Annotated in this window: 24 protein-coding genes; 15 read left to right on the top strand and 9 right to left on the bottom strand. The window is 73.7% G+C overall.

Annotated elements, in window-relative coordinates:
• The first annotated feature begins 77 nt into the window (after positions 1-77).
• From ACN27C_RS24825 to ACN27C_RS24810, 4 genes are all read left to right on the top strand, one after another.
• Entirely contained in the window at positions 78-224 is a 147-nt protein-coding gene (locus ACN27C_RS24825) for a hypothetical protein (RefSeq protein WP_162959099.1), read from the top strand.
• Positions 224-1,441 carry a YeiH family protein gene (locus ACN27C_RS24820; protein ID WP_357828802.1) on the top strand — a complete coding sequence of 406 codons (1,218 nt, stop codon included), beginning with the start codon at positions 224-226 and terminating at the stop codon, positions 1,439-1,441. The genes ACN27C_RS24825 and ACN27C_RS24820 overlap by 1 nt, the downstream gene beginning before the upstream one ends.
• 35 nt (positions 1,442-1,476) lie before the next feature.
• Positions 1,477-2,010 carry a flavin reductase family protein gene (locus tag ACN27C_RS24815; protein WP_120569979.1) on the top strand — a complete coding sequence of 178 codons (534 nt, stop codon included), beginning with the start codon at positions 1,477-1,479 and terminating at the stop codon, positions 2,008-2,010.
• A 118-nt stretch (positions 2,011-2,128) separates the two neighbouring features.
• Positions 2,129-2,356 (top strand): NIPSNAP family protein, encoded by a 228-nt coding sequence (locus ACN27C_RS24810; protein ID WP_422748465.1) that lies wholly within the window; start codon positions 2,129-2,131, stop codon positions 2,354-2,356.
• Between the two features lie 17 nt (positions 2,357-2,373).
• Here the strand turns inward: ACN27C_RS24810 and ACN27C_RS24805 are convergent, their stop codons facing one another.
• Positions 2,374-3,378, bottom strand: coding sequence for a helix-turn-helix transcriptional regulator (locus ACN27C_RS24805; protein WP_120569977.1), 1,005 nt, complete (start codon positions 3,376-3,378; stop codon positions 2,374-2,376).
• Positions 3,379-3,464: 86 nt separating this feature from the next.
• On the opposite strand from ACN27C_RS24805, the gene ACN27C_RS24800 reads away from it, so the two are divergent.
• Together ACN27C_RS24800 and ACN27C_RS24795 are read left to right on the top strand one after the other, a co-directional pair.
• Positions 3,465-4,043, top strand: a complete 579-nt coding sequence (locus ACN27C_RS24800; RefSeq protein ID WP_422748463.1) for a DinB family protein — start codon at positions 3,465-3,467, stop codon at positions 4,041-4,043.
• Positions 4,044-4,063: 20 nt separating this feature from the next.
• A complete protein-coding gene (locus tag ACN27C_RS24795) occupies positions 4,064-5,155 on the top strand; it encodes a winged helix DNA-binding domain-containing protein (RefSeq protein WP_422748461.1) in 1,092 nt (363 codons plus the stop codon).
• A 14-nt stretch (positions 5,156-5,169) separates the two neighbouring features.
• Here the strand turns inward: ACN27C_RS24795 and ACN27C_RS24790 are convergent, their stop codons facing one another.
• A complete protein-coding gene (locus ACN27C_RS24790) occupies positions 5,170-6,378 on the bottom strand; it encodes a MalY/PatB family protein (protein WP_422748459.1) in 1,209 nt (402 codons plus the stop codon).
• Between the two features lie 34 nt (positions 6,379-6,412).
• Between ACN27C_RS24790 and ACN27C_RS24785 the strand changes: the two genes are divergently transcribed.
• Positions 6,413-6,967: a GNAT family N-acetyltransferase gene (locus tag ACN27C_RS24785; protein WP_422748457.1), complete on the top strand. Its 555-nt coding sequence runs from the start codon at positions 6,413-6,415 to the stop codon at positions 6,965-6,967.
• 9 nt (positions 6,968-6,976) lie between these two features.
• Here the strand turns inward: ACN27C_RS24785 and ACN27C_RS24780 are convergent, their stop codons facing one another.
• Together ACN27C_RS24780 and ACN27C_RS24775 are read right to left on the bottom strand one after the other, a co-directional pair.
• Positions 6,977-7,804 carry an MOSC domain-containing protein gene (locus ACN27C_RS24780; RefSeq protein ID WP_422748455.1) on the bottom strand — a complete coding sequence of 276 codons (828 nt, stop codon included), beginning with the start codon at positions 7,802-7,804 and terminating at the stop codon, positions 6,977-6,979.
• A gap of 4 nt (positions 7,805-7,808) precedes the next feature.
• A complete protein-coding gene (locus ACN27C_RS24775) occupies positions 7,809-9,437 on the bottom strand; it encodes an isovaleryl-CoA dehydrogenase (RefSeq protein ID WP_422748453.1) in 1,629 nt (542 codons plus the stop codon).
• A gap of 179 nt (positions 9,438-9,616) precedes the next feature.
• Between ACN27C_RS24775 and ACN27C_RS24770 the strand changes: the two genes are divergently transcribed.
• From ACN27C_RS24770 to ACN27C_RS24745, 6 genes are read left to right on the top strand one after another with little or no spacing between them, the layout of a single operon-like run.
• A complete protein-coding gene (locus ACN27C_RS24770; protein WP_121683267.1) occupies positions 9,617-11,155 on the top strand; it encodes an ABC transporter substrate-binding protein in 1,539 nt (512 codons plus the stop codon).
• Positions 11,155-12,099: an ABC transporter permease gene (locus tag ACN27C_RS24765; RefSeq protein ID WP_120569970.1), complete on the top strand. Its 945-nt coding sequence runs from the start codon at positions 11,155-11,157 to the stop codon at positions 12,097-12,099. The genes ACN27C_RS24770 and ACN27C_RS24765 overlap by 1 nt, the downstream gene beginning before the upstream one ends.
• Entirely contained in the window at positions 12,096-12,977 is an 882-nt protein-coding gene (locus ACN27C_RS24760; protein WP_121683266.1) for an ABC transporter permease, read from the top strand. Before ACN27C_RS24765 ends, ACN27C_RS24760 begins: the two co-directional genes overlap by 4 nt.
• Positions 12,974-13,951, top strand: a complete 978-nt coding sequence (locus ACN27C_RS24755; RefSeq protein WP_120569969.1) for an ABC transporter ATP-binding protein — start codon at positions 12,974-12,976, stop codon at positions 13,949-13,951. The genes ACN27C_RS24760 and ACN27C_RS24755 overlap by 4 nt, the downstream gene beginning before the upstream one ends.
• Complete coding sequence (locus ACN27C_RS24750) at positions 13,948-14,985, top strand: ABC transporter ATP-binding protein (RefSeq protein ID WP_422748450.1); 1,038 nt, start codon at positions 13,948-13,950, stop codon at positions 14,983-14,985. Before ACN27C_RS24755 ends, ACN27C_RS24750 begins: the two co-directional genes overlap by 4 nt.
• Positions 14,986-14,996: 11 nt before the next feature.
• Positions 14,997-16,784, top strand: a complete 1,788-nt coding sequence (locus ACN27C_RS24745) for a gamma-glutamyltransferase family protein (RefSeq protein ID WP_422748447.1) — start codon at positions 14,997-14,999, stop codon at positions 16,782-16,784.
• A gap of 116 nt (positions 16,785-16,900) precedes the next feature.
• Here ACN27C_RS24745 and sthA read toward each other — a convergent pair whose 3' ends face one another.
• On the bottom strand, positions 16,901-18,304 hold the full coding sequence (gene sthA, locus ACN27C_RS24740) for a Si-specific NAD(P)(+) transhydrogenase (RefSeq protein WP_334463408.1): 1,404 nt from the start codon (positions 18,302-18,304) through the stop codon (positions 16,901-16,903).
• Between the two features lie 82 nt (positions 18,305-18,386).
• Between sthA and ACN27C_RS24735 the strand changes: the two genes are divergently transcribed.
• A complete protein-coding gene (locus ACN27C_RS24735; protein WP_334463411.1) occupies positions 18,387-19,865 on the top strand; it encodes a M1 family metallopeptidase in 1,479 nt (492 codons plus the stop codon).
• A 45-nt stretch (positions 19,866-19,910) separates the two neighbouring features.
• On the opposite strand, the gene ACN27C_RS24730 is transcribed toward ACN27C_RS24735, so the two are convergent.
• Positions 19,911-21,290: a carbohydrate-binding protein gene (locus ACN27C_RS24730; RefSeq protein ID WP_120569964.1), complete on the bottom strand. Its 1,380-nt coding sequence runs from the start codon at positions 21,288-21,290 to the stop codon at positions 19,911-19,913.
• Positions 21,291-21,432: 142 nt separating this feature from the next.
• On the opposite strand from ACN27C_RS24730, the gene ACN27C_RS24725 reads away from it, so the two are divergent.
• Positions 21,433-22,677 carry an ROK family transcriptional regulator gene (locus ACN27C_RS24725; protein WP_120569963.1) on the top strand — a complete coding sequence of 415 codons (1,245 nt, stop codon included), beginning with the start codon at positions 21,433-21,435 and terminating at the stop codon, positions 22,675-22,677.
• Positions 22,678-22,700: 23 nt separating this feature from the next.
• Here ACN27C_RS24725 and ACN27C_RS24720 read toward each other — a convergent pair whose 3' ends face one another.
• From ACN27C_RS24720 to ACN27C_RS24710, 3 genes are read right to left on the bottom strand one after another with little or no spacing between them, the layout of a single operon-like run.
• Entirely contained in the window at positions 22,701-24,113 is a 1,413-nt protein-coding gene (locus tag ACN27C_RS24720; protein WP_422748444.1) for a GH1 family beta-glucosidase, read from the bottom strand.
• Between the two features lie 39 nt (positions 24,114-24,152).
• Positions 24,153-25,160 carry an ABC transporter ATP-binding protein gene (locus ACN27C_RS24715; RefSeq protein WP_120569961.1) on the bottom strand — a complete coding sequence of 336 codons (1,008 nt, stop codon included), beginning with the start codon at positions 25,158-25,160 and terminating at the stop codon, positions 24,153-24,155.
• The gene (locus ACN27C_RS24710; RefSeq protein WP_358176824.1) at positions 25,157-26,203 is read right to left on the bottom strand and encodes an ABC transporter permease; all 1,047 of its coding nucleotides are present in this window, start codon (positions 26,201-26,203) and stop codon (positions 25,157-25,159) included. Before ACN27C_RS24710 ends, ACN27C_RS24715 begins: the two co-directional genes overlap by 4 nt.
• Positions 26,204-26,205 lie beyond the last annotated feature (2 nt).

The following is a 26,205-nucleotide window of genomic DNA, read 5'->3' as shown; positions in this document are numbered from 1 at the left end:
CACTGGGTCGATGATCCCCTGTCACCCGTCGCCTCCGGCTGCCCTCCGTCGCCCGCGCGTACCCGTAGGAGCCCCTCATGAGCAACGCGCCCACGCCACCCGAACCGCCCACCGCAGGCACGTCCCGGCTCGCCTTCAGCGAGGACTGGGCCGCCACCGTCCTCGGCCTCGCGCTGCTGCTCCTGGTGCTGGCCGGTGCGATCCCCGCCGGGCTGGTGCCGTGATGGCCGCCGCCCCGGAACCCGCCGTCCGCAGCACCGCCGCCGGGCCGCCCGCGGCCTCCACCGCGGATGCCCCGGCCGCCGCGACCCCGGACCGACCCGCCGGTACGCCCGCGGTCGCGCCACCCCGGGCCGACCTGCGCACCGGCGCGTTCTGGGCCTGGACCGGCCTGGGCCTGCTGGTGGTGCTGGGTCTCGCCGCGCTCACCCGGTACCTCGAACAGAACGTGCCGGTCTGGGCCGAGGGCAGCGCCATCGAGGACGTGGCCGGCGCGGTCGAGTACCCGGTCTACGCGATCCTGCTCGGCCTGCTCGGCAACCTGGTCGTCACGGTGACCGGGCTGCGGGACCGGATCTCCGCCGCGTTCCGTACCGAGTTCTTCATCAAGACCGGTCTGGTGCTGCTCGGCGCCTCGATCAACCTCGCCGTCATCGCGAGCGCCGCCGGGCCCGCCATCGCCCAGGCGCTGCTGCTGATCAGCGGCGTGTTCCTGTTCACCTGGTGGCTGGCCGGGCGGTTCGGCCTGGACGAGAAGCTGCGGGCGCTGCTCGCCTCGGCGGTGTCGATCTGCGGAGTCAGCGCCGCCATCGCCGCCGCCGGTGCGGTACGGGCACGCCGCGAACAGCTCGCGTACACGGCCAGCCTGGTCATCGCGTTCGCGCTGCCGTCGATCTTCCTGCTGCCGTGGCTGGCCGACGTGCTCGGCCTCTCCGACGCGGTCGCCGGCGCGTGGATCGGCGGCAACATCGACACCACCGCCGCCGTCACCGCGGCCGGCGCGCTCGCCGGTGAGGACGCGCTCCAGATCGCCAGCATCGTCAAGGTCACCCAGAACGCGCTGATGGGCGTGGTCGCGGTGGCGCTCACCGCGTACTTCGCGCTGCGCGTGGAGCGCCGCCCGGACGCGCCGCGCCCCGGGCTGGGCGAGCTGTGGCGCCGGTTCCCGAAGTTCGTCCTCGGGTTCGTCGCCGCCTCGGTGATCGCCACCTGGTACCTCGACGCGGCCGGGTCGGACGGCAAGGCCACCATGGCGATCGTCACCGACCTGCGGGTCTGGTTCCTCATCCTGGCCTTCGTCAGCATCGGCCTGGAGGTCCGCGTGTCGTCGCTGCGCGAGGCCGGCTGGCGGCCGGTGACCGTGTTCGGCGCCGCCACCGTGTTCAACCTGGTGCTGGCCCTCGGACTGGCGTCGGTGCTGTTCCACGGCTTCACGGTCTGACCGCCGTCCGTCCCCGTACACCTTGGAGGAACGCCGTGCCCGAGCCCGCCGACACCCCGGTCGATGCCGACGCCGACGCGCTGCGGACGCTGCTGCGCCACCAGGCCAGCACCGTCACGGTGGTCACCGCCGCCGGACCGCCCGCGGCCGGGTTCACCGCCACCTCGTTCACCGCGGTGTCGCTGCGACCGCCGATCGTCTCGTTCTGCCTGGACCTGGGCTCGTCGAGCTGGCCGGTGGTGTCCCGGGCGCGGCACGTCGGTGTGCACCTGCTCGGGCACGGCCAGCACGAGGTGGCCCGGAGGTTCGCCACCAGCGGGATCGACCGGTTCGCCGAGCCGACGCGGTGGCGGCCCGGCCCGGAAGGGGTGCCGGTCCTCGACGACACGCTGGCCTGGCTGCTGTGCCGGGTGGTGGACCGGGTCGTCGTCGGGGACCACGCCGTCGTGCTGGCCGAACCGGAACTGCTGCGGCACGCCGACGTCGGTTCGCCGCTGCTCTACCACCGGGGGCGGTACGCCGGGCTCGCCGACACGACCGACCCCGGCGACCGCCGCTCCGCGGCCTGAGCGCCCGGGGCCGGGCGTCGCTATCGTGGCCGCGTGATCACCTGCGTCGTGCACTACACGATCGACCCCCGCGCAGATCGAGGCGTTCGAGCGCTTCGCCCGCGCCTGGATGCGGCTGGTGGCACGGCACGGCGGCGTGCACCACGGCTACTTCCTGCCCGCCGAGGGCGCCAGCGACCGGGCCGAGGCGCTGTTCAGCTTCTCCAGCCTGGCGGCGTACGAGCAGTACCGCGCCCGGTTCGGGGTGGACCCGGAGTTCGTCGCCGCCGACCGGATCCGCGACGAGTCGGGCTGCGTCCTGCGGTACGAGCGCACGTTCATGCGTCCGCTCCTGCCCACCGACTGACACCCCGACCGGCCCGGCTACCGAGGCGGGCCCGGGGGCTCCGCCGCGGCGGCGTAGCGGCGGGCCAGGCGGGCGAACGCCTCGCGCAGCTCCGGCGGCCCGACCACCTCGATGTCGGCGTCGTAGCGGCCGAGCACGGCGGCCAGCCCGGGCCACGACCAGGCGCCGAGCACCAGCCGGCAGCGGTCCGGGCCCAGTTCCTCGACGATCCCGTCGCGGGTCCACCCGGACACCACGCGGGCGGGCAGGTCGAGGATCACCTCGCCCCGGCAGGGCCAGTCACCCGGCCCGGTGGCGCCCTTGAACCGGCCGGCGACGTACGCGGCCACGTCCCCGCCGGGCAGCTCGCGGGGCGTGAACCGGGGGCCGGTGGGCGTACGCGGGCTGATCCGGTCGACCCGGAACGTGCGCCAGTCGTCGCGGTCGAGGTCCCAGGCGACGAGGTACCAGCGCCCACCCCAGGTGACCAGGTGGTGCGGCTGCACCCGGCGCGGCGGCCGGTCCGGATCCGGTGGCGCCGTGGACACCGCCTCGTAGTCGAAGCGCAGCTCCTCGCGGGCGTGCACGGCGGCGCTCAACGTCATCAGCAGCGCCGGTTCCACCCGGTGCCGGGCGGGCGTGCCGGCGCGTTGCGCGTCCACCACCCGCAGCGCGTCCACCCGGTGCCGCAGCCGCGCGGGCATCACCTGCCGCACCGTGGTCAGCGCCCGCGCGGCCGCCTCCTCGATGCCGGTCACGCCGCCGGCGGCGGTCTGCAGCGCCACGGTGAGCGCGACCGCCTGCTCGTCGTCGAAGAGCAGCGGCGGCAGCGCGGAACCGGCACCCAGCCGGTAGCCGCCGTCCGGCCCCTTGGCGCTCTCGATCGGATAGCCCAGCTCGCGCAGCCGGTCGACGTCGCGGCGCACGGTACGCGGGCTGACCCGAAGCCGTTCGGCGAGCAGCGAGCCCGGCCAGTCCCGTCGCGCCTGCAACAGGGACAGCAGCGAGAGCAGTCGGGCGGAAGTCTTCGGCACGACACGCATTCTGCCGCGAGAAGAGGACACTTCCTGACCGCTACGCCTGCGAGGGTGGACCCGTACCCGATCAGGACCGGAAGGAACCGATGACGATGACCGGCACCACCACGACCCCCACCACCCTCGACGCCGAGCGGGCCGACCTGCTGGCCGAGCTCGCCGACGCCCGGAACATGCTGATCAACACGGTGCGCGGCCTCACCGACGAGCAGGCCGGGCAGAAGCCGACCGTCAGCGCGCTCTGCCTGGGCGGGTTGATCAAGCACGTCGCGTCCACCGAGGAGGCGTGGCTGCGGTTCGTGGTCGAGGGCCCCTCGGTGATGTCCTTCGCCATGCCCGAGGGCGTCACCTGGGAGGACTTCATGGCCGGCCGGGCCCGCGAGCTGCCGCAGTGGGCGATCGACCGGGGGCGGGACTTCCAGATGCTGCCCGAGGACACGCTGCCGGCGATCCTGGACCGGTACGCCCGCATCGCCGCGCGTACCGAGGAGATCGTCGCCGGCGTCGAGGACCTGTCGGCGACCTGGCCGGTGCCCGACGCGCCGTGGAACGAGCCCGGTTCGGTCCGCAGCGTCCGGCGGGTGCTGATCCACGTCATCGCCGAGACCACGCAGCACGCCGGGCACGCGGACATCCTGCGCGAGAGCATCGACGGCCAGACCACCACCTGAGCCGGCCGGAGAACGAAGCCGTGACGGTGCTCGACCGGCGCACGCTCAACCGGGCGACGCTCGCCCGGCAACTGCTGCTCGACCGCGCCGCCCTGCCGGTGGCCGGCGCGGTCGAGCACCTGTGCGGGTTGCAGGCCCAGGAGCCCCAGGAGCCGTACGTCGGGCTCTGGTCGCGGCTGCGGGCCTTCGACCCGGCGGTGCTGTCGGACCTGCTGGTGCGCCGCCGGCTGGTGCGTACCCACCTGATGCGCCGCACCGTGCATCTGCTCGCGGCGGACGACGTGCTGGCCTGGCGGTCCCGGCACGACGCGATGCTGCGGCAGCGGGTGCTGGGTGTCTACCGCGGCGAGTTCGACGGGGTCGACCTCGACGAACTCGCCGCGGCGGCCCGGGACGTCCTGGCCGACGGCGAGCCGCGCACCACCGCCGAGGTCGTGGGGGCGCTCGCCGCGCGCTGGCCGGCGACCGACCGCCGGGCGCTCGGCGAGATCGTGCTCGCGCTGGTCCCGGCCGTGCAGGCGCCGCCGCGCGGGCTGTGGCGGACCACGGCCGGCGTCCGTACCGTCGCTCTGGCCCGGTGGCTGGGCCGCGACGCCGACCCGTCCGGCTCCGACGGCGACGACCCGGCCGGGCGGGCGCTGGTGCGGCGCTACCTGGCCGCGTTCGGCCCGGCCGCGTCGGCGGACCTGCGCGCCTGGTGCGGCCTCGCCGGGCTGCCCGCGGCGGTCGCCGCGGTCCGCGACGAGCTGGTGGCCTTCCGGGACGCGCGCGGCCGCACGCTGCTCGACCTGCCGGGCGCGCCCCGGCCCGACCCGGACACCCCCGCGCCGGTACGGTTCCTGCCCGCCTTCGACAACGCCGTGCTCGGCTACCACGACCGCAGCCGGATCATCGACGACGCCCACCGCAACCTCTCCGTGGCCGGGGCCCGGTTCGTGCTCGTCGACGGCCGGGTCGCCGCCACCTGGACGGTCGACGCGGGCGTCGTGGTGGTCACGCCGCTGCGCGCGTTCACCCGCGCCGAGCGCACGGCCGCCGCCGAGGAGGGCGCCGCGCTGGCGTCGTTCCTGTCCGAGGGCGACAACCAGGGGGTACGCGTCGCCGCGAGCTGACCGTGGGCTGCCGGTCAGTCGCGTACGGCGCGGCCCATCCGGGTGACCGCCTCGGTGAGCACGGCGGGGGAGGTGGCGAAGTTGAGCCGCACGAACCCGGCGCCACCGGCGCCGAAGACGTGCCCGGAGCTGAGCGCCACCCGGGCCCGGTCGAGGAACATCCGCGCCGGCCCGGCCAGATCGCTGGCCACCCCCGGGCCGTCGCCGGCCTCGGTGGGCACGCCGAGGTCGCGGCAGTCCAGCCAGGCCAGGTACGTGCCCTCGGGCGGCCGCCACGACACGGTGGGCAGGTGCTCGGCCAGCAGCGACCCGAGCAGCGCCCGGTTCGCGTCCAGGCCGTCGAGCAGCCGGTCCAGCCATGGACCGCCGGCCCGGAACGCGGCGGTGTGCGCGAGCACGCCGAGGTGACTCGGACCGTGGCTGACCTCCTCCGGCATCCGGGCCAGGTCGTCCGCCGCGTCCGGCCCGGCGACCGCCAGCGCCGCCTTGAGCCCGGCCAGGTTCCACGCCTTCGACGCCGACACCAGCGCGAACGCGTTCGCCGCACCCGGCACCGTCAGGTACGGGGTGAACCGCGCGCCGGGCAGCGCCAGCGGCGAGTGGATCTCGTCGGCCACCACCCGTACGCCGTGCCGGGCGGCCAGCTCGGCGACCGTGGCCAGCTCGTCGGGCCGGTGCACCACGCCGGTCGGGTTGTGCGGGTTGCAGAGCAGGAACGCCGGCCGGTCGCCGATCACGCGGGCGCGCCGGAACGCCTCCTCCAGCGCGGCCGGGTCGAGCCGCTGGTCCGCGCCGAGCGGCGCCTCGATCACCTGCCGCTCGGCGTGCGTGACGAACGCGTAGAACGGCGGGTAGACCGGGGGAGTGACCACCACCGCGTCACCGGGGCCGGTGACCAGGCGCAGCACCTCGACCGTACCCATCATCACGTCCGGCACCAGCGTGGCCCGGCCGACCGGGAAGTCGGCCCAGCCCCACCGCTGGGCGGCGAACCCGCCGACCGCCTCGGCGTACGCGGTGCCGTACGAGTAGCCGGTGTCGCCCAGCTCGACCGCCCGGCGCAGCGCCTCGGCCACCGGCGGCGCCAGCGGCACGTCCTGCTCGGCGACCCACAGCGGCAGCACGTCCGGCGGGTACAGCCGCCACTTCACGCTGGTGCGCTGCCGGAGCTGGTCGAGCGTGAGCTGGGTGAGCGGGTTGCCGTCCTCGGCGGAAACGACCATGCGACCCACCCTAGGTTCCTCCTACGATCGCCCGATGACCCACCCGGCGTACCCGGTGCGCACGTCCCGGCTGCTGCTGCGCCCGGTCACCGTCGACGACCTCGACGACGTGCACGCCTGGCAGCGCCGCCCGGACGTGGTCCGCTGGATGGCGGGCGCCGCGCCGCGTACCCGGGCGGAGTCCCTGGCGTCGGTGACCGCGATGGCCGGCGAGGACGCGCTGCGCGCGGAGGGCGACTGCCTGACGCTCGCCGTGGTGCGCGGCGGGCGGGTGATCGGTGCGGTCGAGCTGGTCTGGCGCAGTGCGGCGGACCGCACCGCCGAGCTGGGGTACGTCTTCCACCCCGATCACGCCGGCCGCGGGCTGGCCACGGAGGCGGCCGGCGCGCTGCTGGACTGGGGGTTCGGCGAGTTCGGGCTGCACCGGGTGGTGGCCCGCTGCCACGCGGACAACGAGCCGTCGGCGCGCCTGATGGCCCGGCTCGGGATGCGGCGGGAGGCGCGGCACGTGCGCAGCTACCGGTTCCGGGGCGGCTGGGCCGACCAGCTCGTCCACGCGATCCTGGTCGACGAGTGGCGTCGCCGCTGAGCCGCCGGATCAGGAGACGGCGACCGGGTCGCCGACCCGGATCTCGCCGGTGCTCAGCGGGACCAGGCGGACGCCGAACCACGTCTTCCCGTCGTGGCGCCGGTGCCGGGCCAGCGTGCGGATCGGCTCCTTCCCGCCGGCGAGGGTCTCCGGGTCGATGAGCGTCACCGAACAGCGGTCGCAGCGTTCGGACACCCGGAAGTCCACCGCGCCGATGCGCACCCGCGTCCAGCCGTCCTCGGCGAACGGTTCGACCGGCCCGTCCAGCACCACAGTCGGCCGGAACCGGGCCATCGCCAGCGGCTCCGGCGCGGGCTCGCCGCGTTCCAGCGCGCCCTCGACGATCCAGTCCCGCAGCCGCCGCAGCGACGGCAGTGTGGCCACCAGCAGCGGTCCGGCGTCGGACAGGTTCAGCGGATCACCGGGCCCGCCGCCGTGCTCGGCCGACATCGGCCGGCGGCGCGGGTCGTCCAGCCAGGCCAGCCGTACGGGCCGGCCCAGCCGCGCGGAGAGCCAGTCGTGGGCCTCGTCGGTGGCGAGCCGGACCGTGTCCAGCAGGGACACGTCGGTGGCGACCGGCGGCCCGTCCACCGGTTCGGCGACGGTCAGCGACGACCCGTCGCGGGCGGTGAGCGTGATCGACCCGGAGCCGGGGGCGGCGGTCAGGCCGAGCAGCGCGGGCAGGGCGGTCGAGCCCAGTTTGCCGCCGTCGGGGCGCAGCACCAGCCAGCGGCGGTCGTGACGCAACCCCCACGGCTCGACGTCGGCCCGGTCGACGTCGACGCCGCCGAGGGACTTGACCGGGTACAGGTGCACCGAGGCGAGTCGCGTCACCACGCCCTCAGCCGATCTTCGGGGAGGCGCGGTCGATGATCGCTGCGAGGTCCAGCCCGCCCGGCAGCGTCCCGTACGCCTGCCCGTGGTCGCCGTCGAGCCGGGACGCGCAGAACGCGTCGGCGACCGCCGGGTGGCCGTGGCGCACCAGCAGCGCGCCCTGGAGCACCAGCGCCAGCCGCTCCACCACCCGCCGGGCGCGCAGCTCCAGGTCGGTGTGGTCGGCGAGTTCGTCGCGCACCCGGCGCACCGCGGCGTCCAGCCGGGCGTCCGCGCCGGCCGCGGCGGCCACCTCCGCCTCGTACGCGGCGAGCACCTGCGGTTCCCGGGTGAGCGCGCGCAGCACGTCCAGCGCGGCGACGTTGCCGGAGCCCTCCCAGATCGAGTTCAACGGCGACTCGCGGAACAGCCGCGGCATGCCGGACTCCTCCACGTAGCCGTTGCCGCCCAGGCACTCCAGCGCCTCGGCGGCGTGCCCAGGCCAGCGCTTGCACACCCAGTACTTGCCGACGGCGAGGGCGAGGCGCTTGAACGCGGTCTCGCCGTCGTCGCCGCGCGCCGACCGGTCGGTCGCCCCGGCCAGCCGCATCATCAGCACTGTGGCGGCCTCGGACTCGACGGCCAGGTCGGCCAGCACGTTGCGCATCAGCGGCTGGTCGGCGAGGTAGTCGCCGAACGCCCGCCGGTGGGTGGCGTGGTGCACGGCGGTGGTGACGCCGTGGCGCATCCCGGCCGCGGCGCCGATCACGCAGTCGAGCCGGGTCAGGTTGACCATGTCGATGATGGTGCGCACGCCCCGGCCCTCGTCGCCGACGCGCCACGCCACCGCGTGCTCGTACTCGACCTCGGCGGAGGCGTTGGAGCGGTTGCCGAGCTTGTCCTTGAGCCGCATCAGCCGCATCGGGTTGCGGCTGCCGTCGGGCAGCACCCGGGGGACGAGGAAGCAGGTGAGGCCGCCGGGCGCCTGCGCGAGGGTGAGGAACAGGTCGCACATGGGCGCCGAGGTGAACCACTTGTGCCCGACGAGCCGGTAGCTGCCGTCCGGCTCCGGCCGGGCCGTGGTGGTGTTGGCGCGGACGTCCGAGCCGCCCTGCTTCTCGGTCATCGACATGCCGGCGAGCAGCCCGCGCTTGGTCTGCGGCGGGCGGAGCCCGAAGTCGTACTCGCGGGTGGTGAGCAGCGGCTCGTAGCGGGCGGCCAGGTCCGGGCTGTGCCGCAGCGCGGGCACTGCCGCGTACGTCATCGAGATCGGGCAGCCGTGCCCGGCGTCGGGCCGCCACAGGTAGAAGCCGGCGGCCCGGGCCACGTGCGCGCCCGGCCGGTCGTCGGCCCACGGCGCGGCGTGCAGGCCGTGCCCGACGGCGGTCCGCATCAGCTCGTGCCAGGACGGGTGGAACTCCACCTCGTCGATCCGGTGGCCGTACCGGTCGTGGGTGCGCAGCACCGGCGGGTGCTCGTTGGCGAGCCGCCCGTGTTCGGCGGCCTCCTCACCACCGGCGAGCCGGCCCAGCTCGTGCAGCCCGGGCAGCGCCCAGCCGGCGCCCTCGCGGGCCACGCCGTCGCACAGCGCCGGGTCGTCGGCGGTGTCGTGGCCGACCATCGGCGGGACCTGGTTGACGACCTCGTGTGTGGTCACGGCGGCAACTCCCAGCGCTGGTGGCGGATCGGGTCGGGGCCCGGATTGAACCACCGTTCACTCCGCACCGGCAAGCACTCGACGACAAGTCAATTTGGCTGGATTCGTTTGACATGATCCGGCTCGGAGAGAAGACTCGCCGAAACTTTCTTTTGTCCGGGAAGTCGCTAGGGGGGCCTGTGTCCAGGAAGAAGCTCGGCGCGCTCGGCGCCGCACTCACACTGACAGTCGGCGTCCTGTCCGGATGCACCGGCGGCGAGGCGGTCGACGTCGGCGGCGGGGGGAACGCCGGCGGCGCCGGCGGGGTCCTCAACGCCGCGATCGGCGGCGAGCCGGACCAGCTCGACCCGCACAAGACCTCCGCGTACTACAGCTTCCAGGTGCTGGAGAACGTCTACGACACGCTCGTCGAGCCGGACGCCGACCTGAAGATGGTGCCGTCGCTGGCGACGAAGTGGACCACCAGCGCCGACCAGCTCACCTGGACGTTCACGCTGCGCGAGGGCGTCACGTTCTCCGACGGGTCGCCGCTGACCTCCGAGGACGTCGTCTACTCCTTCGAGCGGATCATCAAGGAGAAGCTGAACAACGCGTACAAGTTCGCCACCGTCAAGTCGGTCACCGGGCCCGACCCGGCCACGGTGGTGGTGACGCTGAGCGCGCCCACGCCGAACCTGCTGGCGAACCTCGGCGGGTTCAAGGGCGTGGCGATCGTGGAGAAGTCCAACGTCGAGTCCGGCAAGGTGAAGACCGCACCGGTGGGCAGCGGCCCGTTCAAGGTGGCCGGCTACACCTCCGGCGACAGCGTGAAGCTGGTGCGCAACGACTCCTACTGGGGCGAGAAGCCGAAGCTGGACGGCGTCACGTTCACCTTCGTCAAGGACCCGACTGTGGCGTTGCAGAACCTGCGCAGCGGCCAGGTCCAGTGGACCGACAACCTGCCGCCCCAGCAGGTCGGCTCGCTCAAGGACGACGGCGACATCACGGTGAAGTCGGCGCCGTCGACCGACTACTGGTACGTGGCGCTCAACGAGGCCCGCAAGCCGTTCGACAACCCCGAGGTGCGGCGCGCGATCGGGTACGCGCTGGACCGCGAGGCGATCACCAAGGCGGCGAAGTTCGGGCTGGCCACCGTCAACCAGACCGCCATCCCGAAGGCGAGCGCGTTCTACTACGACTACGCGCCCTACAGCCACGACCCGGGCAAGGCGAAGCAGATGCTCGGCCAGGCCGGCGTGAGCAACCTGACCATGGACCTGATGGTCACCAGCGAGTACCCGGAGACGGTCACCGCCGCGCAGGTCATCGCCGCGCAGCTCAAGGCCGTCGGCATCACCGTCAAGATCCGTACGCTGGACTTCGCCCAGTGGCTCGACGAGCAGGCGAAGGGCAACTTCGACGGGTTCATGCTCGGCTGGCTCGGCAACATCGACCCGGACGAGTTCTACTACGCCCAGCACCACAGCGGCGGCACGTTCAACTTCCACAAGTACAAGAACCCGGCGGTCGACAAGCTGCTCGACGACGCCCGTACCCAGACCGACCAGGGCGCCCGCAAGCAGGCGTACGAGCAGGCCGCGAAGCAGATCGTCGACGACGCCAGCTACCTCTACCTCTACAACCCGGACGTGGTGCAGGGCTGGTCGAAGAAGGTCTCCGGCTACGACGTGCGCACCGACCGGGCGATCCGGTTCCGGTCGGTCGCCCTGGCCAAGTGATGGCCCGCTTCGTCCTGCGGCGGGTACTCCAGTCGGCGGTCGTGCTTGTCGGTGTGACCCTTGTGGTGTTCCTGCTGCTGCAACTGGTGCCGGGCGACCCGGTCCGGGTGGCGCTCGGCACCCGGTTCGACCCGCAGACGTACGAGGCGCTGCGGGAACGCGCCGGCCTCGACCAGCCGCTGCCGGTGCAGTACGTCAGCTACCTCGGGCACGCGCTCACCGGTGACCTGGGAGTCAGCTTCCGCACCGGCCAGCCGGTGAGCGCGATCGTGCTGGAGCGGCTGCCCGCCACGCTGTCACTGGCCGTCACCGCCGTGGTGTTCGCGCTGCTCGTCGCGTTCCCGCTGGGCATCGTCGCGGCGGTACGCAGCGGCTCCGCCGTCGACCACGCGGCCCGCGTGTTCAGCCAGTTCGGCGTCTCCGTACCGGACTTCTGGATGGGCATCATGGGCATCCTGCTGTTCGCCGGGGTGCTCGGCTGGCTGCCCCCCTCGGGTTACGTGGCGCTCACCGACGACCCGGGTCGGTGGGCCACCCACGTGGCGCTGCCGGCGGTCACCGTCGGCCTGGTCACCGCCTCGATCCTCACCCGGTTCATCCGCTCCTCCGTGCTGGAGGTGCTCTCGGCCGACTACGTGCGCACCGCCGAGGCGAAGGGGCTGCGCAACCGGGTGGTGATCCTGCGGCACGTGCTGCGCAACGCGCTCATCCCGGTCGTCACCGTGGTCGCGGTGCAGCTCGCGAGCCTGCTCGGCGGCGTCATCGTGATCGAGGTGCTGTTCGCCTGGCCCGGCATCGGGCGGCTCACCTTCGACGCCGTGCAGGCCCGCGACTATCCCGTCCTGCAGGGCGCGGTGCTGCTCGTCGCGGCGCTGTTCCTGCTGGTCAACCTGCTGGTGGACATCCTCTACGCCCGCCTCGACCCGAGGATCACGGTCAAGTGAGCGCCACGGCCGAGAGCACCGGACGCCGCGTCCTGGACGCGCTGCGCCGCGACCCGCTCGCCGTCGGCGGCACGATCGTGCTCGTGCTGCTGGTCGTGGTGGGCGTGGCCGGCCCGTGGCTGGCACCGGCCGGCGTCAACGACGTCGACGTGGACCAGATGCTGCGCCCACCCAGCGGCGCGCACCCGTTCGGCACCGACGAACTGGGCCGCGACGTGCTCAGCCGGGTGCTCGTCGCCGCCCGCGTGTCGCTTCAGGTCGGCGCCGTCAGCGTCGGCATCGCGCTGGTCGCGGGCGTGACGCTCGGGCTGTTCGCCGGCTACTACCGGGGCTGGCTGGACAGCGTGCTCATGCGGTGCATGGACGTGCTGTTCGCGTTCCCGGTGCTGCTGCTGGCGGTGGCGATCGTGGCGGTGCTCGGCCCCGGCCTGCTCACCGCCATGGTCGCCATCGGAGTGGTCTACACGCCCATCTTCGCCCGCATCACCCGCGCCGGCGTGCTGTCCGTACGGGAGCAGGTGTTCGTCCGGGCCGCCGTCTCCATCGGCGCGTCCGACCTGCGCATCATGCGCCGGCACGTGCTGCCGAACATCGCCGCGCCGCTGATCGTGCAGACGTCGCTGTCGCTGGCGTTCGCGATCCTCTCCGAGGCCGCGCTGTCCTTCCTCGGCCTGGGCATCCAGCCGCCCGCGCCGGCCTGGGGCCGGATGCTGTTCGACGGGCGCGGCTTCGTCACCGACGCGTGGTGGCTGGGCGTGTTCCCGGGCGCGGCGATCTTCCTCACCGTGCTGGCGTTCAACCTGGTCGGCGACGCGCTGCGGGACGTGCTCGACCCGCGCCAGCTCACCCTGGGCGAGGCCCGCAGGAGCACCCCATGAGCCATTCGACAGTGCTGTCAGTGGACGACCTCACCGTCACCGTCGGCACCCGCCGCGGCCCGGTGCGCGCCGTCGCCGGGGTGTCCTGGCAGGTGCGGCCGGGGGAGACGTTCGCCCTGGTCGGCGAGTCGGGCAGCGGCAAGAGCATGACCCTGCTCGCCGCCACCGGCCTCGCCCCACGTGCCGCCACCGTCACCGGCCGGGTCCGGCTGCTCGACACCGAGCTGACCGCGCTGCCCGACGACCGCCGCCGCAAGGTACGCGGCCGGCACGTCGGGTTCGTCTTCCAGGACCCGATGACCTCGCTCAACCCGGTGCTGCCGGTGGGCCGGCAGGTCACCGAGGCCGCGGAGGAACACCTCGGGCTGACCCGCCGGGCCGCCCGGGACCGGGCGGTGGAGCTGCTGGACTTGGTGGGCATCCCGTCGGCGGCGCGGCGCGTCGACGCGTACCCGCACCAGTTCTCCGGCGGCATGCGCCAGCGCGTCGCCATCGCCATGGCGCTCGCCTGCGAGCCGGACCTGCTGATCGCCGACGAGCCGACCACGGCGCTCGACGTCACCACCCAGGCGCAGATCATCGAACTGGTCGCCGACCTCCAGGCGCGGCTGGGCACCGCCGTCGTCTGGGTCACCCACGACCTGGGCGTGGTCGCCGGCATCGCGGACACCGTCGCGGTCATGTACGGGGGACGCATCGTCGAGCAGGGCCCGGTCGACGCGGTGTTCGACACGCCCACGCACCCGTACACCCGGGCGCTGCTGGCGGCCCGGCCGGACCCGTCCCGGCGCGGCGAGGACCTGGTGGCCATCCCCGGGTCGCCGCCGAGCCCGCTGGACCTGCCCCCGGGCTGCGCGTTCTGGCCACGCTGCCCGGTGCGCGCCGATCCCCGCTGCGAGCACGAACTGCCCCCGCTGACGCCGGTCGGCGACGGGCACACGGTCCGCACCTTCTACCGTGGAGAAGCCGGATGAGCGCCGACACCCCGGACGTGGTCGCCGAGCTGGACGACCTGAAGGTGCACTTCCCGACCCCGGCCGGAACGGTCCGCGCGGTCGACGGCGTCAGTCTCGCCGTACGCCGGGGTGAGACGCTCGGGCTGGTCGGCGAGTCGGGCAGCGGCAAGTCCACAGCCGGTCTGGCGCTGTTGCGGCTGGTCGACCCGACCGCCGGGCGGGTCCGGGTGGCGGGCGAGGACGTGACCCGCTGGTCGCGCCGCCGCCTGCGGGCGACGCGGCGCCACGTCGCGATGGTGTTCCAGGACCCGCAGGCGTCGCTGGATCCACGCCGGACGGTCGGTGACAGCATCGCCGAGCCGCTGATCGTGCACCGGCTCGCCGCGTCCGCCGCCGCCCGGCGGGCCCGGGTCGCGGAGCTGCTGGACCTGGTCGGCCTGCGCGCCGACACGGCGGGCCGCTACCCGCACGAGCTGTCCGGCGGCCAGCGCCAGCGCGTCGGCGTGGCCCGGGCACTGGCCGGGGAGCCGGACCTGATCGTCCTGGACGAGCCGATCGCCTCGCTCGACCTGAGCGTGCAGGCGCAGATCATGAACCTGCTCCGGCACCTGCAACGCGACCTCGGGCTGACCTATCTGTTCATCGCGCACGACCCGGCCGCCGTCGAGCACATGAGCGACCGGATCGCGGTGATGTACCTGGGCCGCATCGTCGAGACCGGCCCACCCGAGCGGATCTACCGGCACCCGGCGCACCCCTACACGGCCGCGCTGCTGTCGGCGGTGCCGGTGGCCGATCCGCGCGTCGAACGGGAGCGCCGCCGGATCGTGCTCACCGGCGACATCCCCAGCCCGGTGGACCCGCCGAGCGGCTGCCGCTTCCGTACCCGATGCCCCCAGGCCCGACCCGCGTGCGCCGAGACCGATCCGGCGCTCGCCGAGGTCGGCCCCGGCCACCACGCGGCGTGCCTGTTCCCGCTCGACGGCGAGCGCGACGGCGGCCCGGGGGAGGAGGGCGCGACGACGCGCGCCGACACCGCCGGCGCGGCGTAGGCTCACCGCCGATGACGTTCACCACCCGGCCCACGCTGCGCGGCACGTTCGGCATGGTCTCGTCCACGCACTGGCTGGCCAGCCAGTCCGCGATGGGCGTGCTGGAACGCGGCGGCAACGCCTTCGACGCCGCTGTCGCCGCCGGGTTCGTGCTGCACGTCGTGGAACCGCACCTCAACGGCCCGGCCGGCGAGGTGCCCGCGATCCTCGCCACCGCGACCGACCCCACCCCGCGCGTGCTCTGCGGTCAGGGACCGGCCCCGGCCGCCGCCACCGTGGCGCACTTCCGCTCGCTAGGCCTGGACCTCGTGCCCGGCGCCGGCCCGCTCGCCGCCGTGGTGCCGGGCGCTGTCGACGCCTGGCTCCTGCTGCTGCGCGACCACGGCACCCGCACGCTCGCCGAGGTGCTGGAACCGGCGATCGGCTACGCCGCCGCCGGCCACCCGCTCGTCGGCGCCGCCGGGCAGACCGTGGCGCGGGTCCGGTCGCTGTTCACCGACCACTGGCCGACCTCCGCGCGGCTCTGGCTCCGCGACGGCCGCCCGCCCACGCCGGGGGAGATGGTCACCAACCCGGCGTACGCGGACACGCTGCGCCGCCTCGTCGACGCCGGACGGGCCGCCGGTACGGACCGCCAGGCGCAGATCGAGGCGGCCCGGCGCGCCTGGCGGGAGGGTTTCGTCGCCGAGGCGATCGACGCGTTCAGCCGGCTGCCGTTGCGCGACTCCAGCGGCCGCGCCCACGCCGGGCTGGTCACCGGCGACGACCTGGCCCGCTGGTCGGCCACCTGGGAGGAACCGGTCACGCTGGACTGGCACGGGCACACGATCGCCAAGACCGGCTTCTGGGGCCAGGGCCCGGTGCTGCTCCAGACGCTCTCGATCCTGGACGCGCTCGACGACCCGGCCGTCTACGACCCGTCCCGCCTGGACGGCATCCACGCGCAGGCCGAGGCGCTGAAGCTCGCGTTCGCCGACCGCGAGGCGTGGTACGGCGACACCGACGTGCCGGGCTCCGCGCTGCTGTCGGCCGGCTACGCCCGTTCGCGGGCCGCGCTGGTCGGTGACCGCGCCGACACGTCGCTGCGCCCCGGCAGCCCGGCGGGTGAGCCACCCCGGCTGCCGTCGCACCTGCGCGACCACGCCGCCGGGCGGGCCGTCCCGCAGGACCCGAGCACCGGCGAACCCACGGTACGCGCCGACGGAGTGACCCGCGGCGACACCTGCCACGTCGACGTGGTGGACCGGTGGGGCAACATCATCTCCGCCACGCCCAGCGGTGGCTGGCTGCAGAGTTCACCCACCATCCCGGAGCTGGGCTTCCCGCTCGGCAGCCGGTTGCAGATGTGCTGGCTGGAGGAAGGGCTCGCCTCGACGCTGCGGCCGGGCCGGCGCCCGCGTACCACGCTCAGCCCGACGCTGGTGCTGCGCGACGGCGAGCCGGTGATGGCGTGCGGCACGCCGGGCGGCGACCAGCAGGACCAGTGGCAGCTGCTGTTCCTGCTGCGGCACCTGGCCGGCGGGCAGGAGTTGCAGGAGGCGATCGACGCCCCCACCTGGCACACGACGAGCTTCCCGGCGTCGTTCTACCCGCGCGAGGTCGAGCCCGGCGTGCTGGTGCTGGAGGACCGGATCGACGGCGGCGTGCTGGCGGGCCTGCGCGCAAGGGGCCACACCGTACGCCTGTCCGACCCGTGGAGCCTGGGCCGCATGTGCGCCGTGACCCGCGACCCGCGTACCGGAGTCCTGTCCGCGGCGGCCAACCCCCGAGGCGCCCAGGGCTACGCCACAGGCCGCTGACCCGCCCCCACCGCGTCCCCCGCCGCGCTGATCTTGCACTTGCTGCCCGGGTATTTCCGGCATAACGGGCGCGGGCCGGGCCGAGAGTGCAAGATCGACGCGGAGGGTCGGCAGGGTCAGTCGTTGATCCGGGTTATGTTGCGGATCTTGTTCGCGGCGTCGAGGGCGGCCACCTTGTACGCCTCGGCCAGGGTCGGGTAGTTGAAGACCGCGTCCAGCAGGTAGTCGACCGTGCCGCCGCAGCCCATCACCGCCTGCCCGATGTGGACGATCTCGGTGGCGCCGGTGCCGAACACGTGCACCCCGAGCAGCCGGCCGTCCTCGGGTGAGACGAGCAGTTTCAGCATCCCGTACGAGTCGCCGACGATCTGCCCCCGGGCCAGCTCCCGGTAGCGGGCGATGCCCACCTCGAACGGGACGGACGCCTCGGTCAGCTCCTCCTCGGTCTTCCCGACGAAACTGATCTCCGGAATGGTGTAGATGCCGATGGGTTGCAGGTCCGACATGCCGCGCGCCGGTTCGCCGCAGGCGTGCTGGGCGGCCAGGCGGCCCTGTTCCATCGAGGTGGACGCCAGCGCGGGGAAGCCGATCACGTCGCCGACGGCGTAGATGTTGTCGACGGCGGTGCGGTAGTCGGCGTCGACGGTGATCCGGCCCCGGTGGTCGGCGGTGAGCCCGGCCGCCTCCAGCGCGAGGTCGTCGGTCTGCCCCTGCCGGCCGGCGGAGTACATCACCGTGTCCGCGACGATCTTCTTGCCGCTGCGCAGGATGCAGAGCGCGGCGCTGCGGTGCTTCTCCACGGCGGCCACCTCCTCGCCGAAGCGGAAGGTCACCGACAGGTCCCGCAGGTGGTACTTCAGCGATTCGACGATCTCCTCGTCGCAGAAGTCGAGCATCCGCGGGCGGCGCTCGACCACTGTCACCTTGGTGCCGAGCGCGGCGAACAGGGACGCGTACTCCATGCCGATCACCCCGGCGCCGACCACGACCATGCTGCCCGGGACGGCCTGGAGGTTGATCACGCCGTCGGAGTCGACGATGGTCCGGTCGTCGAAGTCGACGCTGTCCGGGCGGGCCGGGCGGGTGCCGGCGGCGACGACCGCCTTGTCGAAGCTGACCCGGGTCTCCCGGCCGGAGCCGGCGTCCACCCAGACGGAGTGGGCGTCGGCGAACCGGCCGGTGCCGGTGATCAGCGAGACCTTGTTGCGGGCCAGCTGGTTGCGGATGACGTCGGTCTGCCGGGTGATCACGTGCTGGGTACGGGCGGCCAGGTCGGCGACGGTGATGTCCTCCTTGACCCGGTAGCTGCTGCCGTAGAGGTCGCGCTGGCTCAGGCCGGTCAGGTAGAGCACCGCCTCGCGCAGCGTCTTGGAGGGCACGGTCCCGGTGTTGATGCACACGCCGCCGAGCATGTCGCGGCGGTCCACTATCGCGACGCGGCGGCCCAGCTTGGCCGCGGCGATGGCCGCCTTCTGTCCACTCGGTCCGGAGCCCAGCACCAGCAGGTCGTAGTCATACACGAGCGCCAGCCTGGCAGGGTCTCGCAACCGGTGCCAGCCGAGGCGCCCCCACGAAAGCTGATCACTGCCGTAGGGTGCGCTGATGCGCCGCCCCGTAACCCTGATCATGCTCCTCGGACCGCTGCTCGTCGCCGGGTGCACCACGACCCCCGCCGCCCCGGCCGCGACGCCCTCCGCCTCCACCCCGCCGAGCCCGACCGCGCCCGCCGTCGACTACGCCGCCTGGCAGGCGGGGCGGTCGACGCCGGTGGCCGACCCGGTCTATCCGGCCCGGGGCACCGACGCGCTGGACGTCCTGCACTACGACCTCGCGCTGGAGTGGGCGCCGTCGACCACCACCCTCACCGGCACCGCCACGCTGCGGATCCGGCCGGTGAAGGACGCGCCGAACCTGGTCCTCGACTTCATGCCCTACCAGGTCGACAGCGTCACGCTGGACGGCGCGACGGTTCCCGGCGCGGTGGCGAAGGAGAAGCTGACCGTGTCCGCCCCGGTGGTGGCCGACAAGCCGGTCACCCTGGTGGTCACCTACCACGGCCGGCCGAAGACGACCCCGATGCCCTCGCACCGCAAGGACACCGAGGCCCTGGGCCTCACCGTCACCAAGGAGGGCGGCCTCTGGACCATGCAGGAGCCGTTCGGGGCGTTCACCTGGTACCCGGCGAACGACCAGCCGTCGGACGAGGCGCTCTACGACATCCGGGTGACGGTGCCGGCGGGCTGGTCCGCGATCGCCGGCGGCACGCCCGCCGGTCAGTCCGGCACCACGTTCAGCTACCGCAGCACCGACCCGGTCGCGACGTACCTGACCACGCTCGCCGTGGGGAAGTACCAGAAGCTGACCGCGGCGGGGCCGCGCGGCGTGCCGCTGACCTACTGGTACCGCAAGGGCGCGGACGACAAGCTGCTGCCGTACCTGAAGAAGTCCCCGCAGTACCTGACGTGGCTGGAGAAGAAGTTCGGCCCGTACCCGTTCCCCTCCGGCGGCGTCGTGGTGGTGGACTCGGCGTCGGGCATGGAGACCCAGCAGATGATCACGATGGGCCGGAAGATCGAGAACACCGCGGCCCGCCGGGACCGCTGGGGCAGCGACCTGCTGCACGAGTACGCCCACCAGTGGTTCGGCAACTCGGTCACGCCCACCACCTGGCGGGACCTGTGGCTGAACGAGGGCTGGGCGACGTACATCCAGGACCTGTACACCAAGGAGACGCAGAAGCTCAGCGAGGCCAGCCTGGACCGGTACCTGCGCGAGGGTGACGCCGTCCTGCGCAAGAAGCTGGGCCCGCCCGGCCGGCCCGACCCGAAGCGGTTCGCCGAGGGCAACGTCTACCTGTGCCCGGCGGCGATGCTGCGCGAGATCCACCGGACGGTTGGCGACGCGGCGTTCTTCGCGCTGGCCCGCGCCTGGGTCCAGGAGCAGCGCAACACGCCGCAGGACCGGGCCTCGTTCATCGCCTTCGTCAACAAGCAGACCGGCCGGGACTTCACCGCGCTGATCAACGCCTGGCTGGACTCGCCGACCACACCGAAGAAGATCACCCCGAAGAAGATCGCCTGACCCGGCGCGGGGCCCCGCCCGTCCGGCGGGGCCCCGCGGCGCGTCTCAGCGGCCCTGGAGCGAGCGGACGTTGTCGCCGAACGTCCAGCCCTTCGACCCGTCCCAGTTGACCGACCAGGTCATCAGGCCCTTGAGGCGTCCCTGGTAGGTGTTCCACGCCTGGGCCACCAGTGCCGGGCTCATGTAGCCGCCGCCGGCGCCGACCTGCGCGGGCAGCCCGGGGACCTGCCGGTCGAGCGGTACGCGGACGGTGGTGCCCTGCACGACCAGGCCGGCGTCGAGGCAGTTGGTCTGCGCGACGAAACCGGCCACCGTGCCGGCCGGGTACGAGTCACCGGCGCAGCCGTACATCGAGCCGTTGTAGTACTGCATGTTCAGCCACCACAGCCGCCCGTTGTCGGCGTACTTCTTGACGATCGGCAGGTACGCGCCCCAGATCGAGCCGTAGGTGACGCTGCCGCCGGTGACGTACGCGGTCTCCGGCGCCATGGTGAGCCCGAAGCCGGCCGGCATCTGGGCCAGCACCCCGTCGATGATCCGGATCAGGTTGGCCTGGGAGGGGGAGAGCTGGTTGATGTTCCCGCTGCCGGTCAGGCCGGTCTCGATGTCGATGTCGATGCCGTCGAAGTTGTGCCGCTTGAGGATCGGCACCACTGTGGCGACGAACCGGTCGGCGACCGCGCTGGAGCTGAGGTCGATCCCGGCGGTGGCGCCGCCGATGGACAGCAGCACGGTCAGTCCGGCGGCCTTGGCCTGGCACACCTGCGCGGGGGTGGGCACCTTGACGCCGGCGTCCATGCCGTCCTCCCAGAGCACTGTCCCGTCGGCGCGGATGACCGGGAACGCGGCGGTCACCACGTTGTAGCCGTGCCCGGTGATCCGGGAGTCGGTGATCGGGATCCAGCCGAGCCCGGGGTGCACGCCGTTCGCGGCTCCGTCCCAGTTCTCCCAGTAGCCCTGGAGCACCTTCCCGGACGGCCGGGACCGCAGCGCGCAGGTGTCCCCGCCCGGCGTGGTCGGGCTGGACGACACAGTGGGCGTGGGGGTAGGCGTCCGCGTGGGGGAAGCCGTCGGGGAGGGGGAGGCGGACGGCGTGGGGGACGGCGGCCGGGTGGTGGGGCTCGGCGACGGCGTGCCACCGGTGCAGGCGCCGAGGTCGGTCCAGAGCGCCGGTACGGCGGCCGGGGTCCAGCCCGCGCCGGCCGGCGGGGTGTGCGTGACGAGCGCCTGGTAGAGCCGGCCGCCGTAGGTCACCCGGCTGCCGGCGGTCCAGGTGACGCCCTCGGCCCAGGCCGGCGCGTCGCAGGCGACGAGCGTGCCGACGGCGCCGGTCGGCGTGGCGGCGGTGGCGGGCAGGGCGGCGGCGGTGGCGGCGAGCAGCGCGACGCCACCGAGCAGAGCGGTCATCCCACGTCCGAGTCGCATGACATACCTCCTCATCGATGCGCCGGAGGTTATCAGTTAACTTTGTTAAGTGTAAATGCGGCGTACCCTGTCACCACCCCGCTCAGGGCGTGAAGCAGGAACGAAAGCCGCCCGCGGGCGGCCGGGAAGGACGGCGGCGGACGTGGACGCCAGACGCACCACGGTGCGCGACATGCGCCGGGCCAACCGCTCGGTCCTGCTCACCCGGATCTGGCTGGACGGCCCGCTCAGCCGGCACGAACTGGGCCAGTCCACCGCGTTGAGCCTGGCCAGCGTCAGCAACCTGGTCGGCGAGATGATCAACGAGGGCCTGGTCGAGGAGGCCGGCTCGGTCGAGTCCGACGGCGGCCGTCCCCGCGTGCTGCTGCGCGTCGCGCCCGGCTACGGCTACCTGGTCGGTGCCGACGTGGGCGAGACCCGCGTCCAGGTGGAGTTGTTCGACCTGAGCATGACCGCGCTGGCCAAGGCGGAGTACCCGATCGCCGCGGCCGGTCCCGACCCCGAGCGGGTCGCCGCTCACCTGCGGCACGGCCTCGCCGCCGTCACCGAGCAGGCGGGCGTCGACCCGGCCGCGGTGCTCGGCTTCGGCGTCGCCGTCGCCGGCACCGTCGAGCGCACCGCCGACGCCGTGGTGCACGCCCAGACGCTCGGCTGGGACGGCGTCCCGCTCGGCGCGATGCTGCGCGCCGGCACCGACGTGCCGGTGCACGTGGACAACGGCGCGAAGACGCTCGGCCAGGCCGAGATGTGGTTCGGTGCCGGCCGCGGCGTCCGGCACGCGGTGGTCGCCCTGGTCGGCTCCGGCGTCGGCGCGAGCGTGGTCGCCGACGGCGTCGGCTACCGCGGCGCGCACAGCAGCGCCGGGGAGTGGGGCCACACCACCATCGTGTACGGGGGCCGCCGCTGCCGCTGCGGCAACCTCGGTTGTCTGGAGGCGTACGTGGGCGCGGAGGCGGTGCTGGACCGGTTCCGGCAGGCCAACCGGGGCCGCCCGGCGCCGGGCGCGGACGAGGAGACCGCCTTCGGTGAGCTGCTGCGCTCCACCGGCCGCACCGCCGCGAAGGTGATCGACGAGACGGTCGGCTACCTGGGCGCCGGGGTGGCCAACCTGGTGAACCTGTTCAACCCGGAGCGGGTGGTGCTCGGCGGCTGGGCCGGGCTGGCCCTGGGCGAACGGCACCTGCCCGCGATCCGCGAGGCGACCGCGCGGCACGCGCTGCGCCAGCCGTACGCGCAGACCTCGATCGAGCTGTGCCGGCTCGGACCGGACGCGGTCGCGATGGGCGCGGCCACCCTGCCGATGACCCGGCTGCTGCGCGACGGCGGCGTGCCCCGCGACCCGGCCGCCCGCCCGGGCCCGGCGTGGGGGCCGGGCCGCCGTCACTGACCGGCCCGGCCCCCACGCTGGCGTCAGCGCTGCCCGCGGACCCGCCGCACGGTGTCCCGGTACCACAGCGCGCTGCGCTTGGGGGTGCGGCGCTGCGTGTCGTAGTCCACCCGGACGATGCCGAACCGCTTGTCGTAGCCGTACGCCCACTCGAAGTTGTCCAGCAGCGACCAGGCGAAGTAACCGCGTACGTCCGCCCCGGCGGCCCGGGCGCGGGCCACCGCCCGCAGGTGCTCGGTGAGGAAGCCGACCCGGTCGTCGTCGTTCACGAACCCGTCGGCGTCCGGCTCGTCGTCGAACGCGGCGCCGTTCTCGGTGATCACCATGGGCGTGCCCGGGTAGTCGCGGTGCAGCCGCACCAGCAGGTCGGTGAAGGACTCCGGCACGATTTCCCAGTCCATCGCGGTACGCGGCAGGTCGCGGCGGACCACCCGGCGCACCGGCCTGCCGGCGTCGTCGCGATCGCGGCCCTGCTCGTCCACCCCGGAGTGCAGCTGCCCGAAGTAGTAGTTGACCCCGAGCACGTCGATCGGGGTGGCGATGACCTCCAGGTCACCGTCCTGCACGGGGATCCGCACCCCCTCGGCGGCCAGGTCGGCCACCACGTCCTGCGGGTACTCCCCGCGCAGCACCGGGTCGAGGTAGAGCCGGTTGGCCAGCCCGTCGGCGGCCCGCGCCGCGTCCCGGTCCGCCGCGCTGCCGGTCTCCGGGTCGGCGGTGGACAGGTTCAGCGTCAGGCCCAGCTCGATCGGGGACCGGGCCGCCTCCCGCAGCCGCCGGGTCGCCAGCCCGTGCCCGAGCAGCAGGTGGTGCGCCGCGGCGATGCCGTCGCCCAGGTTCCGCCGGCCCGGGGCGTGGTCGCCGTAGGCGTATCCGAGCATCGCCGAGCACCACGGCTCGTTGAGCGTGGTCCAGGTGCGGACCCGGTCGCCGAGCGCGGCGAAGACCAGCTCCGCGTAGTCGGCGAACCGGTACGCGGTGTCCCGGTTCGGCCAGCCGCCCGCGTCCTCCAGCTCCTGCGGCAGGTCCCAGTGGTAGAGCGTCACCCACGGCTCGACACCCCGGCCGAGCAGCTCGTCCACCAGCCGGTCGTAGAACGCCAGCCCGGCCACGTTCGCCGGACCGCGCCCGCCCGGCTGCACCCGCGGCCAGGCCACCGAGAACCGGTACGTGTCCAGTCCCAGGTCCGCGATGAGCGCGACGTCCTGCGGCATCCGGTGGTAGTGGTCGCACGCCACGTCGCCGTGGTCACCGTTGGCGACCGCGCCCGGCACCCGGCAGAACGTGTCCCAGATCGACGGTGTGCGGCCGTCCTCGGCCACCGCGCCCTCGATCTGGTACGAAGACGTCGCCACCCCCCACCGGAAGGTCGGCGGCAGCGTGTCGATCGGGTCCGCGCCGGCGACCGACGACGGGCGGGTGAGATCGGTGTCCATGGTTCTCCTCGCGGGTAGCGGGTGGTGGTGTCGGGCGGGTCAGCGGGACAGCGGCGCGACGGCCGGGTGCAGATGGCACGCGACGGCCCGCGTCGGATCGTCGACGCGTGGCGGTCCCAGCGCCGGCACCTGCTCGTCGCAGGGCTCGAACGCCTTCGGGCAGCGGGGGTGGAACGCGCAGCCGGACGGCATGGCGCGCAGGTCCGGCGGGGAGCCGGGGATGCCGGTCAGCTCGCGGCGGGGACCGTGCAGCGCCGGGAACGAGTGCAGCAACCCCTCGGTGTACGGGTGCAGCGGCTCGGCGTACAGCCGGGCGGCGGGCGCCTCCTCGACGATCCGGCCGCCGTACATGATCGCGATCCGGTCGGAGAACTCGACCAGCAGCGACAGGTCGTGCGTGATGAACAGCACCGCGAAGCCGAGGCGTTCGCGCAGCTCGGCGAGCTGGCCGAGGATCTGCCGCTGCATCACCACGTCCAGCGCGGTGGTCGGCTCGTCCATGATGACCACCTGCGGTTCCAGCGCCAGCGCCATCGCGATCATGACCCGTTGCCGCATGCCGCCGGAGAGCTGGTGCGGGTAGCTGTCCAGCCGGTCGGCGGAGATGCCGACCAGGCGCAGCAGCTCCTTCGCCCGGGCCAGCCGGCTCGCCGCCGTGCTCTTCGGCTCGTGCGCCCGGATCACGTCGAGCAGTTGGGTGGAGACCTTGTGCACCGGGTTGAGCGAGTTCATCGCGCCCTGGAACACGATCGACGTCTCCGCCCACCGGAACTCGCGCAGCTTCGCCGGGCTGAGCGTGAGCACGTCGACCGGCGGGCCGTCGGCCGGGTGGTAGATCACCTGGCCGCCGCTGACCACGCCGGGCGGGGGCAGCAGCCGGGTCAGCCCGTACGCCAGGGTGGACTTGCCGCTGCCGCTCTCCCCGGCCAGGCCGAGCACCTCGCCGCGGTGCAGCGTCAGGTCGACGTCGCGGACCGCGCGGACCGCGTCCGCGCCGACGCCGTAGTCGACGCACAGCCCGCGGATCTCCAGCACCTGGTCGCTCATGAGGTCGCGTCCTCTCGGATGGGGTCCGCCGGCCGCTGCATGGGGACCGGCGCCGGGTTCGGCGCGAGCACCGGGGTGAACCCGACGCGCATCGCGACGGTGCGACCGTCGGCGGTGCGGATCCGGGTCCGGCCGCCGGTGCGCAGCCGGGGACTGACGAACTCGTCGATGCCGAAGTTGATCAACGCCAGCGCGGTGCCGAGCAGCGCGATGGCCAGCCCGGCCGGGACGAACCACCACCAGGCGCCCTGCGCCAGCGCCTGCTGCCCCTGCGCCCAGAACAGGATCGTGCCCCAGTTCCACGACGACACCGACGAGACGCCGATGAACGCCAGCGTGATCTCCGACATCACCGCGAAGATGACGGTGCCGACGAAGCCGGAGGCGATGATCGCGGTCAGGTTGGGCAGGATCTCGAACCCGATGATCCGCCAGGTCCGTTCGCCGGTGGCCCGTGCCGCCTCGACGTAGTCGCGGCGGCGCAGCGACAGCGTCTGGGCGCGCAGCACCCGGGCGCCCCACGCCCACGAGGTGAGGCCGATGATGAGCGCCACGAGCATGTCGCTGGCCTGCTCGACCAGGGACGTGACGATGATGATCAGCGGCAGCGCCGGGATCACCAGGAACACGTTCGACACCGCCGACAGGCCCTCGTCGGCCGCGCCGCCCAGGTAGCCGGCGGTCACGCCGATCAGGATGGACAGGATCGTGGCGAGCACGCCGGCGATCAGGCCCACCACCATCACGCTGCGCGCGCCGACCAGGATCTGGCTGAAGATGTCCTGCCCGAGGTGGGTGGTGCCGAACCAGTGCCGGGCCGAGGGCGCCTGGAGCACGTCGGCGCTGCGCGCGTCCGGGTCGTACGGCGCGATCCACGGCCCGATCACCGCGAGGAGCACGTACACCCCGAGGACGGCGAGGCCGGTCGCGGCCTTGGCGTTGGCGACGAAGCGGAACCGGCGGCGGCGGGCCCGGGCCGACGGCTGCGCCATCGCCCCCTGGCCGGGGATGACCTGCTCGATGCTGGACGGGGAGAGTGTCATCG

This window comes from Micromonospora sp. WMMD1219, assembly GCF_049315215.1.
Classification (GTDB): Bacteria; Actinomycetota; Actinomycetes; order Mycobacteriales; family Micromonosporaceae; genus Micromonospora; species Micromonospora tulbaghiae.
Note: the sequence above shows the minus strand (reverse complement) of the source record. Positions and strands in the feature narration are given on the sequence as shown.

Bases quoted from the DNA above. Each gene is read 5' to 3' on its own strand.
- ACN27C_RS24710 (WP_358176824.1), bottom strand. From the start codon at position 26,203: ATGACACTCTCCCCGTCCAGCATCGAGCAGGTCATCCCCGGCCAGGGG.
- ACN27C_RS24745 (WP_422748447.1), top strand. From the start codon at position 14,997: ATGACGTTCACCACCCGGCCCACGCTGCGCGGCACGTTCGGCATGGTC.
- ACN27C_RS24735 (WP_334463411.1), top strand. From the start codon at position 18,387: ATGCGCCGCCCCGTAACCCTGATCATGCTCCTCGGACCGCTGCTCGTC.
- ACN27C_RS24825 (WP_162959099.1), top strand. From the start codon at position 78: ATGAGCAACGCGCCCACGCCACCCGAACCGCCCACCGCAGGCACGTCC.
- ACN27C_RS24800 (WP_422748463.1), top strand. From the start codon at position 3,465: ATGACCGGCACCACCACGACCCCCACCACCCTCGACGCCGAGCGGGCC.
- ACN27C_RS24790 (WP_422748459.1), bottom strand. From the start codon at position 6,378: ATGGTCGTTTCCGCCGAGGACGGCAACCCGCTCACCCAGCTCACGCTC.
- ACN27C_RS24805 (WP_120569977.1), bottom strand. From the start codon at position 3,378: ATGCGTGTCGTGCCGAAGACTTCCGCCCGACTGCTCTCGCTGCTGTCC.
- ACN27C_RS24715 (WP_120569961.1), bottom strand. From the start codon at position 25,160: ATGAGCGACCAGGTGCTGGAGATCCGCGGGCTGTGCGTCGACTACGGC.
- ACN27C_RS24730 (WP_120569964.1), bottom strand. From the start codon at position 21,290: ATGCGACTCGGACGTGGGATGACCGCTCTGCTCGGTGGCGTCGCGCTG.
- ACN27C_RS24720 (WP_422748444.1), bottom strand. From the start codon at position 24,113: ATGGACACCGATCTCACCCGCCCGTCGTCGGTCGCCGGCGCGGACCCG.
- ACN27C_RS24750 (WP_422748450.1), top strand. From the start codon at position 13,948: ATGAGCGCCGACACCCCGGACGTGGTCGCCGAGCTGGACGACCTGAAG.
- ACN27C_RS24820 (WP_357828802.1), top strand. From the start codon at position 224: ATGGCCGCCGCCCCGGAACCCGCCGTCCGCAGCACCGCCGCCGGGCCG.
- ACN27C_RS24765 (WP_120569970.1), top strand. From the start codon at position 11,155: ATGGCCCGCTTCGTCCTGCGGCGGGTACTCCAGTCGGCGGTCGTGCTT.
- ACN27C_RS24785 (WP_422748457.1), top strand. From the start codon at position 6,413: ATGACCCACCCGGCGTACCCGGTGCGCACGTCCCGGCTGCTGCTGCGC.
- ACN27C_RS24755 (WP_120569969.1), top strand. From the start codon at position 12,974: ATGAGCCATTCGACAGTGCTGTCAGTGGACGACCTCACCGTCACCGTC.